Raw genomic sequence first — 13,741 nt, forward strand, 5'->3', positions numbered from 1 at the left:
TTCGCGTTCGGGCCGGGCGAGGCGCGGCATCCGCCCGCTTCGCCCGGCCCGACGACGCCTCAGCCGACCGGCGTCTCGAGTCGCAGCGAGGCGGCGATGACGGATGCCTCGAGCTCGGCCTCGATCAGGTCGAAGGTGTCGTAGTTGCGGATCCGGGCGGCCATCGCGCGGGCGCGATCGCCGTACGTGCGATCGGCGAGCACCTCGTCGACGGCCTTCGCGACGGCGGCCGCGGTGGGCGTGCCGGTGCGGAGGTTCACGCCGACGCCCGACCACTGCACGCGCATCGAGACCTCGGGCTTGTCCTCGGTGTCGCCGGCCGCGACGATCGGGACGCCGTGGCTCAGGGCGAACTGCGTGCCGCCGAAGCCCGCGTTCGTGACGAACACGTCGGTCTTCGGCAGGAGGAGGTCGTAGGGGAGGAACTCCGCGGCGCGCGCATTGCCCGGCAGCTCGCCGAGCTCCTCGACCGGACGACCGCCGGTCGCCACGACCACGAGCACGTCGCGCTCGGCGAGCGCGTCGAGCGTCGGACGCACGAGCCGGTCGAAGTCCTTGTTGTCGATCGTGCCCTGGGTGACGTGCACGACCGGGCGGTCGCCGTCGAGCTCGTCCCACCACGACGGCAGGGCCGCGTCGGCCGGAGCGGGCGGCAGCACCGTGCCCACGAAGCGCACGTTCGGGCTGAGGTCGCCGCGGGGGTACTCGAACTCGGCGGGCGAGAGCTGCAGGAACCGATCGCACTTGCGGGTGGAGTCGAACACGAACGTGTCGAGGCCCGAGCGGCCGAGGTCCCGCATGATCTGCTGCGCGAGGGCCTGCGTCTTGCGGAACACCACCTTCGTCACGAGCTCGTTGAGGACGCGGTTCCGGAGCCGGCCGATCGCGCCCGGCTTCGGCGCGAGGCCGAATCCGGCGGGCGCCGTGTCCACGCTGAGCTGCACGAGGGGGATCACGCCGACGCCGAGGATCGGCGGCCGCGTGGCGGGGTCGTCCAGCAGCAGCGGCACGATGCCGGCGAACGCGCCCTCCGCGAGGATCGCGGAGGGCCCGAGCTCGGCGATGGCCTGCTCGAGTGCGCGGTACTGGTCGGGCACGGGGCGCACGAACATCGTCTGGACGTCGTACTCGAGCTTCGCGATGCCGTGGTGGCGGTCGCGGTCGGGCAGGAGCTCCTGCATGACGCGGTCGTCGTAGTCGGCGATGCCGACGAGTGGGCGGTGGTCGGCGCCGGCGGCGAGCACGGCGTCGCGGAAGCGCGATCCGGTGAGCACGGTGACGTCGTGGCCGCGGCCGACGAGGTCGCGGGCGATGGCGATCATGGGCGCCACGTGGCCCTGGATGGGGCTGGCGCAGAGGAGGTAGGTGGACATGGGCAGCGAAGCTATCCAGCGCGGGGAACCCTCGACAAGCGATTCGGGCCGGTTTCGGGGTTGGCCCCACCGGGTTTCAGGGCTGGCACCGAGCTGTGGGTTCGCTGGGGCTCCCTGAACCCCCGTCGAAGTGGGGAATGCCCCGGTCAGCCCCGATGTTGTACCAATGTCCGGACGTGGAGCCACCACGTCGGAGCGGCGTGGGAGGACCGCGCCGGAAGGAGGAGAACGTGGGCATCAGCTACGTCGAGTTCGAGGACGAGAACGGGGTGCTGCGGCGTTACCGCAAGCACGTGAACGGTCGCGGCCTCGTCGCAACGACCGCGAAGGTGGACCCCACTGCGTTCGTGGACCCGACGGCCTACGTCGACCCGGGCGCCGAGGTGCAGCGCAACGCGAACATCGGTCCGGGCGGCTGGGTCGATCGCGACGCCATCGTCGCGGAGCGCGCCGTGATCGGCGTGCGCGCGCACGTCGGACGTCGCGCCGTCGTGGGCCGGAACGCGGTCGTCGGTCCCTATGCCGAGATCGGCGCCGACGCACGCGTGCAGAACGGCGCGCGCGTGCCGCGCGAGGCCACGATCGCCGAGGGCGCGGAGTTCCACGCGTCGAGCGACGACCTGCGCCGGCTCGGCCTGGCGGCCTGAGCCGCGACCAGACGACACGGATGCCCCGGGGTGCACAGGCCCGGGGCATCTGCATGTTCGGGGTCGGTCCGGTCGTCGAGTAGCGCCGCACCTCCGGTCGTCGAGTAGCGCCGCCGGAGGCGACGCGCTGTGCCCGGTCGTCGAGTAGCGCCGCCGGAGGCACGCACCTCCGGTGGTCGAGGAGCGCCGCCGGAGGCGACGCGTATCGAGACGCGCCTGCGCCGGTGCACGGGTCTCGATACGCGTCCGGCTCCGCCGGGCGATACTCGACCACCGGGGTGGTCCGGCTCCGCCGGGCGCTACTCGACCACCGGCGGGGTGGACAACTCCCGCGCCAGCAACTCCAGCGTCTGCTCGCGGCCCGGCGCGGCATCCGCCGGCTCGGACTCGTACGCACCCGCGATCGGCGACACCATGACCTCGTCGACGCCGTGCCGCTCGGCGAAGCGCCGGAGCTCGGCGGCCGCCGTCGCGGCATCCGCGATGACCCAGCGTCGGCGCATGCCCGCGATGAGCTCGTCGGCGATCGAGTCGCCGGGTGCCGACTGCGCCTCCTCGACGGTTTCGAGCGGCCGCATGGGTCGGTTCGTGCGCAGCCGCGCCATCGACCGCAGCTGCGGCAGGGCGCGCGCCTCGGCCTCCTCGACGGTCGGCGCAACCGACGCGTTCATCGTGAGGAACGTGACGGGTGACGGATGCCGCTCGCTCGGCCGGTACTCGGTGCGGTAGAGCTCGAGCGCACGCTCGAGGCCCTCGCCCGAGAAGTGGTTGGCGAACACGTAGGGAAGGCCGAGCTCGGCGGCGAGCTTCGCCGAGTAGTCGCTCGACCCCAGGAGCCACAGCTCGGGCACCTCGCTCGCTGCCGGCGTCGCAGTAATCGGGTACTCGCGTCCGCTCGTGAGGCGCAGCGTCGCGCCGTCGGGCGAGAGCAGGCTCAGGATGTCGGCGACGTGGTCGGGGAACCGGTCGACATCGGCCGTCGGTCCGCTGATCCGCAGCAACTGCGTGATGACGGGGTCGCTGCCGGGCGCGCGGCCGATGCCGAGGTCGATGCGTCCGGGCGCGAGCGCCGCGAGCGCGGCGAACTGCTCGGCGACGACGAGCGGCGCGTGGTTCGGCAGCATCACGCCGCCCGATCCGACGCGGATGCGCTCGGTCTGCGCCGCGGTCGCGGCGATGAGCACGGGCGGGGTCGTCGACGCGACGGCCGGCATGTTGTGGTGCTCGGCGAACCAGTAGCGCGTGTAGCCGAGGCGGTCGGCGAGCTGCGCGAGGCGCACGGATGCCGCGACCGCCCCCGCGCTGGTCTGGCCGCTGCGCACCGGGACGAGGTCGAGCACGGAGAGGCGGGGCGTGGGAGTCATCCCTCTCGGCAACCGCGGTGCGGGGACCGCTATTCCGCGGACAGGGTTGTCCCTGAGCCGATCGGAGGGATGCCCCTGTCGTCCGTCGGCCCCATTCGTCATGGGATGGAGATCGCGTTCGTGCGCGCCGACGGGATCCCCCGCGGCCGTCCGCCTCCGAAGCGAGGGCCCGGGCCCGCGAAACGCGAGATCCCGAGAGGAACCATCCGTGAACACCCCTGTGCCCGGCGCCGCGACGGCGTCCGCCGACGTCCGCACCGAGTCCGACGACGTCACCACCTTCTCGCTCCGCGAAGCGCTCGCCCTGCTCGACGACCGCATCGCGGGCCGTGTGCTCATCCCCGGCGACCCCGGCTGGGACGAAGCGCGCTCGGCCTGGAACCTCGCCGTCGACCAGCGCCCCGTCGCCGTGGTCGTCGCGGGCGCCACCGACGACCTCGTGCAGGCCGTGCGCACCGCGAAGGGCCTCGGGCTCTCGGTCGCGCCGCAGGCGACCGGCCACAACGCCGGCCCGCTCGCCGCGGGCAACGGCCTCGCCGACGCGCTGCTGCTGCGCACGTCGGAGCTGCGTGCCGTGGCGGTCGACCCCGAGCAGCGCGTCGCCCGCGTGGAGGCCGGCGCGCTCTGGGGCGACGTCGTCGCCGCGGTCGCGCCGCATGGCCTCGCCGCGCTCGCCGGATCGTCGCACGACGTGGGCGTGGTGGGCTACACGCTCGGCGGCGGCATCAGCTGGCTCGGACGATCGCACGGCCTCGCCGCGAACCAGGTCCTCGCCGTGGAGCTCGTCACCGCCGACGGCGTGCTGCGCCGCGTCGACGCCGACCACGACCCCGAGCTGTTCTGGGCGGTGCGCGGTGGCGGCGGCGACTTCGGCGTCGTGACCGCCCTCGAGTTCCGCCTGTTCCCGATCGCCGAGATCATCGCCGGCACCCTGTTCTTCCCGCTGGAGCGCGCCGAGGAGGTGCTGCAGGCCTGGGCCGCGTGGACCGCGACCGTGCCCGACAGCGTCACCTCGGTCGGCCGCGTGCTGCGGTTCCCACCCATGCCCGACCTGCCGCCGTTCCTCTCGGGCCAGTCGTTCGTCGTCGTCGAGGCCGCGATCCAGGAGTCGTCCGAGCGGGCCGACGAGCTGCTCGCGCCGTTGCGCGCACTCGATCCCACGATGGACTCGGTGCACCCGCAGCCGATGCCCGAGCTGCTGCAGCTGCACATGGACCCGCCCGCGCCCGTCCCGGGGTACGGCGACGGCATGCTCCTCACCGAGCTCCCGCCGGCCGCCGTGCGCGCGTTCGTGGCCGCGGCCGGTCCCGACTCGGGCAGCGCCCTGCTCTCGGCCGAGATCCGGCACCTCGGCGGCGGCCTCCGGTCTGAGGCGGCGCACGCCTCCGCGGCCGAGCGCGGCACCCCGGCGCCGGGCGCGATTGCCGGCCTCGACGCCGAGTACGTCGTGTTCGGCGTGGGGATCGCGGTGCCCGGGGCATCCGAGGCGCTCGCGATGTCGCTCGGCCGGCTGCTCTCTCGCGTCGAGCCGTGGCGCGCACCGCTCGACTACCTCAACTTCGCCGAGCGCGAGCGTTCGGCCGAGCGCATCTTCGGAGCGCGCGTGCACCGCCTGCGCGCGCTGAAGAACGCCGTGGACCCCACGGGCGTGATCCGCTCCAACCACCCCGTGCGTCGGTGACGGGGGGTGTCGCTCGCGCCGCGGCCTTCATAGGCTGGGTGCGAGCGACACCGCCGTCGCGCGATTCCCCGGGGAGGGAACGAATGACGCTCCACTACGAACTGCCGACCACCGCGGACTTCGCCGCACTGGCCGGCCCGCACCACCCGGCGATCACCATCTACGCGTCCACCTCGCCGGTCGTCAGCGAACGAGAACGGTCCGAGGTGGCCGTGAAGAGCGCGTTCGACGATGCGATCGAGCAGGTCAAGGCCTCGGGCGCCTCCGCCGCCGAGGTCGACGAGCTGCGCCGTGCCCGCGACGCGATCGTGCTCGACCAGCAGCTCTGGGGGAACCTCGCCCGGTCGATGGCGATCTTCGTCGCGCCGGGCTTCAGCGAGGTGTTCGTGCTGCCGAACCGCCTCGACGACGCCGTGCACGTCGGCTCGCACTTCACGCTCGGCCAGCTGCTGCGCGCCCCCAGCCAGGACCAGGAGGCGTTCGCCGTCGCGATCTCCGCGAACGAGTGGAGCCTCTGGCACGCGACGCCCACCGACCGCGCCGCCCAGATGCCCGTCGAGCCCACCCTCCCGAAGAACGCCGAGGAGGCCGCGAACCGCGAGCCCGGCGGCGCCGGCACGAAGCGCGTCGGCGGCCACGGCGATCGCGGCACGAGCGAGGAGGACAAGCGCGCCGCGACGCTCGACATCTACGCGAAGCGCGTCGCCGACGCGGTCCGCCAGGAGCTCCAGCTCCACGATCCCGACGAGCGCGTGCCCCTCTTCGTGTTCGCGACCGAGCCGACGCTCAGCGGGTTCATGGAGCGCGCGCACAACCACCGCCGCATTGTCGCCGTCCCCGGCGGACCCGACCGGCTCGGCCCCGCAGAGATCGACGAGGCGCTGCGCATGCAGCTCGCGACCCTGAACATCAACGAAGCGGATGCCGCGCTGCACGGCCTCACCGAGGGCAGCGCCGGCCGCGTCGAGCGCGACCTCGCCGCCATCGGGCGCCTCGCGGCGGACGGCGCGGTCGAGACCCTGTGGTTCGACTTCACGACGTCGGTGAACGGCACGCTCGACCACGAGTCCGGCGCGATCGAGTTCGCGACCGGCAACGGCGAGGGCGAGAGCCTGCAGGACGGCACCCTCGCGGGCGACGTGCTGCCGCAGCTCGCGCTGCTCGTGATCGCGAAGGGCGGCAAGGTCGTCACCGTGCGCAGCGACGACCTCGACGACAACGTCTGGTCGGGCCCCGCGATGGCCGAGCTCCGGTACGCGCTGGCGTAGCCGGAGCTCCGAGTCGCCCGGCTGCGTTCGTGCAGCCGGGTCGGTAGGTCAGCCGGTCAGATCGGTCAGACGGCGGATGCCGCGAGTCGCCCCTGCGCGGCATCCGACCCCCGGCGCACGCTGCGCCGCCCCTTGGGCAGCGCGGCGACGACGACGGGGATCGTGAACCCCTCGCGCCAGCCGAAGCGGACCACGATCTGACGAGCCCGCGAGTCCTCGACGATCGCCTCGACCGTCGTCTCGGTCACCACCCGCGGGGCCTTGCGCGGCTCGAACTCGCGGAGCTCGAGCCAGAGGGTCTCGGGGTGGGGGACCACGCCGGGGTTCGCGGCGACGAGTCGCAGCTCCCAGCCGCTGGTGGGGCAGAGGCCCGAGCCGGTCACGCGGATGAGGCGGCCGGCGGACGATTCGATCGCGGTCGCCCGGAAGTCGGCGGCAGAGAAGTCGCAGTGGTTCGGCGCAGTCATGTCTCCGACGCTAAGCGCGTCCCGTCGGGTCGTCCTCAGTGCTGGCGCTGAGATGCACCGACGGTGAGGAAGCGGTTTCCGGCGTGCTTCGGACCGACCTAGGCTGGAGCGCATGCGATTCGGAATGTTCGTTCCCCAGGGTTGGCGTCACGATCTCGTCGGCATCGAGCCGGCCGAGCACTGGGACACGATGCGCGGGCTCGCCGAGTTCGCGGATGCCGGACCCTGGGAGTCGATCTGGGTCTACGACCACTTCCACACCGTGCCGGTCGCGAGCGAGACCGAGGCGACGCACGAGGCGTGGACGCTGACGTCCGCGTTCGCCGCGACGACGTCGCGCGTGCGGCTCGGCCAGATGTGCACGTGCATGAGCTACCGCAACCCCGCCTACCTCGCGAAGGTCGCCGCGACGGTCGACGTGATCTCGGGCGGGCGGGTCGAGATGGCGATCGGCGGCGGCTGGTACGAGCACGAGTGGCGGGCGTACGGCTACGGGTTCCCGCCGGTCGGCGAGCGGCTCGCGCGGCTCCGCGAGGGCGTCGACATCATGCGCCAGGCGTGGACGACCGGCTCGGCGACGCTCGACGGGAAGCACTACCAGGTCGACGGCGCGATCGTGCGTCCGCTCCCCCTGCAGCCCGGGGGCATACCGATCTGGATCGCGGGCGCGGGCGAGAAGGTCACGTTGCGGATCGCGGCGAAATACGCGTCGTACACGAACTTCGCCGGTTCGGTGGAGGAGTTCGTGCACCGGAGCGAGGTGTTGCGCGCACACTGCGAGGACCTGGGCACCGACTTCGAGGCGATCACGCGCTCGACGAACTTCAACACCGTCGTCGGCGTCGACGAGGCGGATGTCGCGCGCCGGCTCGACGTCATCGAGGCGCGCGTCGCGCCGTACCTCGGCGCCGCGAAGACCGCGGAGTACATGCACGCGTTCCGCGGACCCGAGGCGTTCGCCGTCGGGACGCCGTCGAAGGTCGCGGCGATGCTCGCGGAGCGCCGCGAGGCCGGACTTGGATACGCGATCCACTACTTCCCCGAGGCGGCCTTCGACCGCTCGGGGCTGGAGCTGTTCGCGAACGAGGTGATCCCGGCGCTGCAGGAGCGCTAGGACCCGCGGGTCGAGGAGCCGCGCAGCGGCGCCACCCCGCGGGTCGAGGAGCCGCGCAGCGGCGCAACCTCGCGGGTTGAGGAGCCGCGCAGCGGCGTCCCGAAACCCGCTCGCGCAGGACTACGCCGCGATGGCCTCGTCGAGCTTCGCGCCGAGCTCCGCGTCGGTGGGCTCGGTGAAGTGGGTCCCGTCGGGGAACACGACCACGGGGATCTGCGTGCGGCCGCTGATCGCCTTCGCGCGGTCGGCGCCGTCGACGACGGCCTCGAGGTCGACGTACTCGTAGTCGACGCCACGGCCGTCGAGGAAGGCCTTCGACCGGCGGCAGTCGCCGCACCAGGCGGCTCCGTACATCGTGATGCGGGCAGGGTTCAGGTCTGACGTTGCAGGGGAAGTCACGAAGAGACCATACGCAGCGAGCCTGTGCGGTATTCCCAGCTTCGGCCTACCGCGTGTTCGGCGCCGGTGGCAGACTCGCCGCATGCGATTCGAGACGGAGCTGCTGCTGGTGGACGGCCGGAACACCGGGATCGAGGTGCCGCCCGAGGTCGTCGAGTCGTTCGGTGCCGGCAAGCGCCCGCCCGTGGTCGTGATCGTGAACGGCTTCGAGTACCGCAGCACGATCGCGCCGATGGGCGGCACGTTCCTGATCCCGTTCAGCTCCGACAAGCGCGCGACGACGGGCCTCGCCGGCGGCGATCGCATCGTCGTGGAACTCGAGCTCGACACGGCGCCGCGCATCGTGGACCCGCCAGCGGACTTCGCCGAGGCGCTCGACGCGACGCCCGGCGCGCGCGAGGCGTGGGAGAAGCTCTCGCCGAGCCACAAGAAGGCGCATGTCACGGCGATCGAGGGCGCGAAGGCCGCCGAGACGCGCCAGCGGCGCATCGCGAAAGCGGTCGAGCAGCTCACGAGCTGAGCCGGCCCGGTCGTCGAGGAGCGCCGCCGAAGGCGACGCGTATCGAGACGCGACACGGGGTCTCGATACGGCTGCAGCGCGGCCCACTCGACCAACGGGGGCGGGCCCCGGCGCGACGGGCCGCCCTAGACCGCGACCGCCTCGGGCACGTCGGCCCCGACCAGCCGGATGAACGCGCTGAGCTGCGCGACTCCGTCGGGGCGGCGGGGGAGCGCGTCGAGCAGGCCGGGCGAGTAGAGCAGGTAGGCCGCCCACTTCGCTCGGGAGATCGCGACGTTGAGCCGGTTCTTGAGCAGCAGGAACTCGATGCCGCGCGGCGCCGCGCTCGCCGACGATGCGGCGAGCGACACGATCGCGACGGCGGCCTCCTGCCCCTGGAACTTGTCGACCGTGCCGACGGGCACGTCGGGGAAGCCCGCTCGCTCGAGCGCTTCGCGCACCGTGGTGAGCTGCGCGTTGTAGGGCGTCACGACGATGAGGTCGGTCTGGCCGAGCGGCCGGGCCGTCTCCCGGACGGGACCGTCGGCCGTGTCGCGGGCGTCGGACCACTCGCGCCCGAGCAGCGAGGCGACGAGCTCGACCACGAGCTCGGCCTCCTCGGGCGACCAGGTCGTGTTGCCCTCGTGGTCGACCGGGATCGGTCGCACGCCGGGCTCGATGCCCTCGAGGTGCCGGGTCGAGGCGACCGGGTGCGAGCGGAGCTCGCCCTGGTAGGCGAGCCGCGACACCGGTGCCGCGACGGCGGGGTGCATCCGGCGGCTCTCGGCGAGGAAGTAGCCGTATTCAGGCGGGAGGACCTCGTGGCCGTCGGCGACCCAGCCGAGCGCGGACGTGTCGACCGGCTCGGGGTGCAGGGCCTGGCTCACCTGCGGCAGCTGCTGCGGGTCGCCGAGCAGCAGCAGGTTGCGCGCGGCCACCGAGACGGCGATCGTCGACGCGAGCGAGAACTGCCCGGCCTCGTCGATGACGAGGAGGTCGAGCGAGCCCCGCGGCACGCGCTTGACGTTGCAGAAGTCCCACGCCGTGCCGCCGATGACGTAGCCCGATGGTCGCTCGGCCGTGAACTTCGACAGGTCGTCCTTCTTGGCGAAGGCCGTGAACACCCGCGACTCCACCTCGGCCGGATCCTTCACCGCCTTGCCCACGAGCGCGGCGTCGAGGCCGGCCTCCACGACCGCCTCGAGCACGTGCTCGACGACGGCGTGCGACTGCGCGACGACGCCGACCCGCCAGCCGTGCTCGGCGACCAGTCGCGCGATGACGTGCGAGGCCACGTAGGTCTTGCCCGTGCCGGGTGGGCCCTGCACGGCGAGGTACGAGTGCTCGAGTCGACGCACCGACTCGACGACGGCGTCGACGTAGTCGGCGCCGAGCACGGGTGCGAGTCCGCCGGCGGCACGCGGCGCGAGGCGACGCAGCACGTCCATCGCGGGGTTCGAGGGGAGCGACGGCACGGCCGCGGGGATGGGCGCGGCCCACTCCGCGATCGCCGCCTTGAGGGCGCGCGAGTCGGGCGGCCACCCGGGCGTCATCGCCATGGGGAGCGCCGGCCACGTGGCATCGGCGACGCCGACCTCCTCGACGAGCACCCCGGTGTCGGTGACCTCGAGGATGGTGCCGTTCGACCAGGCCCGCTGGCCGGGGCGCAGCGTGCTGGACGGGAACGGCGCCGGCCACTCGTAGAGCAGGAAGACGCTCGCGCCCACGCCGAACCGCGATCCGGGGGCGATGCGCCCGCCGAGCAGCACCTCGCGGCGGGGGTACTGCCGCGTGCCCTCCTCGTACCAGCGCTGCGCGACGCGCGATGCCGCAGGGTCGACGACGAGCACGTCGCGGTGGTTCTCCCAGGAGTCGACGGGCTGGTCGACGCGCAGGTAGTGCGACCACCAGAAGCTCTTCGCCTCACGGTCGTGGTAGTCGATGGCCGCGGCGGACAGGGCCAGCGCGAGCTCGTCGGGCGTGCGTCCGTCGCCGGGCGCAGCCGGACCGACGAGCTCGCGCAGCTGCAGCGCCAGCGGCGTCGGTTCGTAGACCTTCGCCGCGCCTTCGGCGAGGTAGGCGGGCGGCACGGGTTCGACGCCTTCACGCCGTGCGATCGCGAGCAGCCAGTCGCGCAGGCGGCGGGTGGACACGCAGTCGTAGCGGTTGTAGTCGGCGAGGTCGTCGAGGATGCGCTCGCCCTCGGCGGTCTCGGCCGCGCCGCCCGACTCGACGAGCTGGCGCGCTCGGACGTATTCGGTGATCGAGTCGGCGCCGCTCTTCACGTCGGCCTCACGGAGCTCGTCGCCCATGTAGAGCGGCTCGAGCTTCTTGATCGAATAGGAGCGGCTGCCCACGCGCACCGACCGCTTCACGATCGGATACAGGTCCACGAGCACGCCGTCGTGCAGCAGCTGGTCGACCTCGGCCTCGCCGACGCCGTGCCGTGCGGCGATGGTCGTGAGGTGCGTGCGCTCGTAGGACGCGTAGTGGTAGATGTGCAGGTCGGGATGGGCCTGGCGACGCAGCTTCACGAGCTCGAGGAACTGCAGCAGCGCCTCGCGCTCTTCGGCGAACGAGTGCGCCCAGAGCGCCGTGTACTGCTCCTGCTCGTCGACCATGCCCCAGAGGTAGTCGAGGTTCCACGACGTGGCGTCGCCCTCGGTGTAGAGCGGGTCGCCCTCGAAGTCGAAGAACAGGTCGCCGCGATTCGGCTCGGGGATCGCCGCGAGCGCGGCCGCCTCGCGCACCTCGACCGGCGGCGCGAGGGGCGGATCGTCGGGGCCGCGCTCGCCCGAGGCCTCGGCGGCGAGCTCGGCCGCCTCGGCCAGGAGCTGCAGGCGAGCCTGCGCGCGCAGGTTCTCGACCGTCGAGTCGATGAGGTGCGGAACCGGCCCGCTCGACGCCGCGAGCCCGTCGATCGTCGTGATGCCGGCCTCGGCGAGCGGCTCACGCTGGGTAACGCGCAGGCTGCCGACGAGCAGCACGTCGCGGTTGGCCTGCACCTCGAGCTCGCACGTGGGGCAGCGGCCGTCGTGCGCGTAGCGGGGATCGCCCCACGCGACCGGCCCGTCGGCGGCGACGCGCTCGTCGACGAGCTGCCGCAGCCGTGCCACGCGCTGCACGTAGACCGGGGTGATGTCGTCGCGCCGGTGCTCGCTGTTCGTGCCGTCGCCGAGCAGCAGCTCGACGACGTCGTCGCTCGGGATGCCGAGGCGGTCGAGCTGGGATGCGTAGGCCGCGAGCTGCAGGAGCGCGGTCACGCGGGCGTGCCGGGCGAGCTTCGAGTCCTGCACGCGGTAGCGCCCGTCGGGCCGGCGGACGATGAAGTCGGCGAAGCCGATGAACCCCGCTTCGGCGAACGTCGCCTGGTACACGACCGGAACGCCCGCCTCGAGGGCGGCGCGGGTCGCCTCCACCGCCGCGGCGACCGCCTCGGTGTCGCGGACGTTCGGCTGGGGGATCTCGACGACGCCGACGCCGAACTGCTCGCGGTAACGCGCGAGCACCCGCCGCTCGTGCTCGTCGCCGAGGCGACCCGCGCGTTCGAGCATCGCGTCGGCGTTGGGCTCGAAGAGGGTCTCGCGGCCGAGCTTCACGTCGAGCTCGCGCAGGAACGCGAACTCGCACTCGGACGCCTTCTTCAGGTCGCTCGCGCTGGTGACCACGGAGCCGTCGACGACGAACATTCGGCTCCTTCCCTCGGCTTCGCCACCACGCTAGCGGGCGCGACCGACATCGGCCCGCGGGCTCAGCGCGTGACGACGACCTTGCCGATGCTGCGGCCCGAGGCGACGATGGCGTGCGCCTCGCGGAGGCCCGCGGCATCCAGCCCGCTGATCTCGCGCGTGAGCGTCGTGACGAGCGTGCCGGCCTCGAAGTGGCCGGCCGCGGCGTCGAGCAGTTCGTGCTGGCCGATCATGTCGGGCGTTTCGAAGACGCCGCGCGTGAACATCGACTCCCACAGCCAGGCGATGCTCTTCGACTTCAGGGCGCGCAGGTCCATGTCGGGGTCCTCGTCGATGGCGACGATCTGCCCGAACGGCCGCACGACCTCGGCGAAGAGCGGCACGCGGCCGTGGGTCGCGGGCGTGAAGACCCGGTCGAGGCCGCCGGGGGCGAGTTCGCGCACGGATGCCGCGAGGTCCCCGCGGTGATCGAGCACGTGATGCGCGCCCATCCGTCTCGACCACTCCTGCGACTCGGGGCGCGACGCGGTCGCGATCACCGTGACGTCGGTGAGCCGCCGCGCGAGCTGGGTGAGGATCGACCCCACGCCGCCCGCGCCGGCGAGCACGAGGAGGGTGCCAGTGCTGTCGGCGCGCAGCCCGAAGCGGTCGAACAGCGACTCCCACGCGGTGATCGTGGTGAGCGGCATCGCGGCCGCCTCGGCCATCGAGAGGTTTCCGGGCTTGCGGCCGACGAGCCGCTCGTCGACCGCGTGGAACTCCGCGTTCGTGCCCTGCCGGTTGTTCACGCCCGCGTGGTACACCTCGTCGCCGGGGGAGAACAGGGTGACGTCGGGGCCGACCGCCACGACGGTGCCGGCGGCGTCGTAGCCGAGCACGACGGGTGGAGCGTCGGCGGCGCGCCGTATCCGCGTCTTGAGGTCGACCGGGTTCACCGAGACGGCGGCCACCTCGACGAGCACGTCGCGCGGGCGCAGCTCGGGCAGCGGCAGGTCGACGTCGGCGAGCGCGCGGTCGTCGTCGAGGGGGAGGGCGCCCGTGGCGGCGACGGCGCGCATGGTGGTCGGGAGGGTCGTCATGATGAAGGGAACCGAGGGCCGGGGTAGGGGATTCCCTGGGAAGCCGTTTGCGCGGGGTGGTTTCGAGACGGCTGCTTCGCGGCCTCCTCAACCAACGGAGCGCTTCGCTGCCTCCTCAACCACCGGGGTGGTTTCGAGACGGCTGCTTTGCGGCCTCCTCA

Annotated in this window: 11 protein-coding genes; 5 read left to right on the plus strand and 6 right to left on the minus strand. The window is 72.8% G+C overall.

From position 1 onward, the window contains the following. Positions 1-59: 59 nt before the first annotated feature. A complete protein-coding gene (locus tag ACFVN5_RS04075) occupies positions 60-1,373 on the minus strand; it encodes a glycosyltransferase (protein ID WP_376953383.1) in 1,314 nt (437 codons plus the stop codon). Between the two features lie 230 nt (positions 1,374-1,603). On the opposite strand from ACFVN5_RS04075, the gene ACFVN5_RS04080 reads away from it, so the two are divergent. Then, positions 1,604-2,020, plus strand: coding sequence for a transferase (locus tag ACFVN5_RS04080; protein ID WP_376953384.1), 417 nt, complete (start codon positions 1,604-1,606; stop codon positions 2,018-2,020). Between the two features lie 299 nt (positions 2,021-2,319). On the opposite strand, the gene ACFVN5_RS04085 is transcribed toward ACFVN5_RS04080, so the two are convergent. Further along, positions 2,320-3,384 carry an LLM class flavin-dependent oxidoreductase gene (locus ACFVN5_RS04085; RefSeq protein ID WP_376953386.1) on the minus strand — a complete coding sequence of 355 codons (1,065 nt, stop codon included), beginning with the start codon at positions 3,382-3,384 and terminating at the stop codon, positions 2,320-2,322. 208 nt (positions 3,385-3,592) lie between these two features. Between ACFVN5_RS04085 and ACFVN5_RS04090 the strand changes: the two genes are divergently transcribed. Together ACFVN5_RS04090 and ACFVN5_RS04095 are read left to right on the plus strand one after the other, a co-directional pair. After that, positions 3,593-5,065 carry an FAD-binding protein gene (locus tag ACFVN5_RS04090; RefSeq protein ID WP_376953387.1) on the plus strand — a complete coding sequence of 491 codons (1,473 nt, stop codon included), beginning with the start codon at positions 3,593-3,595 and terminating at the stop codon, positions 5,063-5,065. Positions 5,066-5,148: 83 nt separating this feature from the next. Beyond that, the gene (locus ACFVN5_RS04095; RefSeq protein ID WP_376953388.1) at positions 5,149-6,333 is read left to right on the plus strand and encodes a hypothetical protein; all 1,185 of its coding nucleotides are present in this window, start codon (positions 5,149-5,151) and stop codon (positions 6,331-6,333) included. Positions 6,334-6,398: 65 nt separating this feature from the next. Here ACFVN5_RS04095 and ACFVN5_RS04100 read toward each other — a convergent pair whose 3' ends face one another. Then, positions 6,399-6,800, minus strand: coding sequence for a hypothetical protein (locus ACFVN5_RS04100; RefSeq protein WP_376953389.1), 402 nt, complete (start codon positions 6,798-6,800; stop codon positions 6,399-6,401). Between the two features lie 112 nt (positions 6,801-6,912). Between ACFVN5_RS04100 and ACFVN5_RS04105 the strand changes: the two genes are divergently transcribed. Beyond that, positions 6,913-7,914, plus strand: coding sequence for an LLM class F420-dependent oxidoreductase (locus tag ACFVN5_RS04105; protein WP_376953390.1), 1,002 nt, complete (start codon positions 6,913-6,915; stop codon positions 7,912-7,914). Between the two features lie 120 nt (positions 7,915-8,034). On the opposite strand, the gene ACFVN5_RS04110 is transcribed toward ACFVN5_RS04105, so the two are convergent. Beyond that, positions 8,035-8,313: a glutaredoxin family protein gene (locus ACFVN5_RS04110; protein WP_376953391.1), complete on the minus strand. Its 279-nt coding sequence runs from the start codon at positions 8,311-8,313 to the stop codon at positions 8,035-8,037. Between the two features lie 82 nt (positions 8,314-8,395). Here ACFVN5_RS04110 and ACFVN5_RS04115 point away from each other — a divergent pair, with 82 nt between their 5' ends. Then, positions 8,396-8,833, plus strand: coding sequence for a YdeI/OmpD-associated family protein (locus ACFVN5_RS04115; protein WP_376953392.1), 438 nt, complete (start codon positions 8,396-8,398; stop codon positions 8,831-8,833). A gap of 125 nt (positions 8,834-8,958) precedes the next feature. Here ACFVN5_RS04115 and ACFVN5_RS04120 read toward each other — a convergent pair whose 3' ends face one another. Further along, entirely contained in the window at positions 8,959-12,501 is a 3,543-nt protein-coding gene (locus ACFVN5_RS04120; protein ID WP_376953393.1) for a TM0106 family RecB-like putative nuclease, read from the minus strand. Positions 12,502-12,563: 62 nt separating this feature from the next. Beyond that, on the minus strand, positions 12,564-13,580 hold the full coding sequence (locus ACFVN5_RS04125) for a zinc-binding alcohol dehydrogenase family protein (RefSeq protein ID WP_376953394.1): 1,017 nt from the start codon (positions 13,578-13,580) through the stop codon (positions 12,564-12,566). Positions 13,581-13,741: the final 161 nt, after the last annotated feature.

Source organism: Agromyces sp. NPDC057865 (assembly GCF_042796995.1).
In the GTDB taxonomy this organism is placed as follows: Bacteria; Actinomycetota; Actinomycetes; order Actinomycetales; family Microbacteriaceae; genus Agromyces.

Bases quoted from the DNA above. Each gene is read 5' to 3' on its own strand.
- ACFVN5_RS04125 (WP_376953394.1), bottom strand. From the start codon at position 13,580: ATGACGACCCTCCCGACCACCATGCGCGCCGTCGCCGCCACGGGCGCC.
- ACFVN5_RS04115 (WP_376953392.1), top strand. From the start codon at position 8,396: ATGCGATTCGAGACGGAGCTGCTGCTGGTGGACGGCCGGAACACCGGG.
- ACFVN5_RS04085 (WP_376953386.1), bottom strand. From the start codon at position 3,384: ATGACTCCCACGCCCCGCCTCTCCGTGCTCGACCTCGTCCCGGTGCGC.
- ACFVN5_RS04075 (WP_376953383.1), bottom strand. From the start codon at position 1,373: ATGTCCACCTACCTCCTCTGCGCCAGCCCCATCCAGGGCCACGTGGCG.
- ACFVN5_RS04100 (WP_376953389.1), bottom strand. From the start codon at position 6,800: ATGACTGCGCCGAACCACTGCGACTTCTCTGCCGCCGACTTCCGGGCG.
- ACFVN5_RS04095 (WP_376953388.1), top strand. From the start codon at position 5,149: ATGACGCTCCACTACGAACTGCCGACCACCGCGGACTTCGCCGCACTG.
- ACFVN5_RS04120 (WP_376953393.1), bottom strand. From the start codon at position 12,501: ATGTTCGTCGTCGACGGCTCCGTGGTCACCAGCGCGAGCGACCTGAAG.
- ACFVN5_RS04105 (WP_376953390.1), top strand. From the start codon at position 6,913: ATGCGATTCGGAATGTTCGTTCCCCAGGGTTGGCGTCACGATCTCGTC.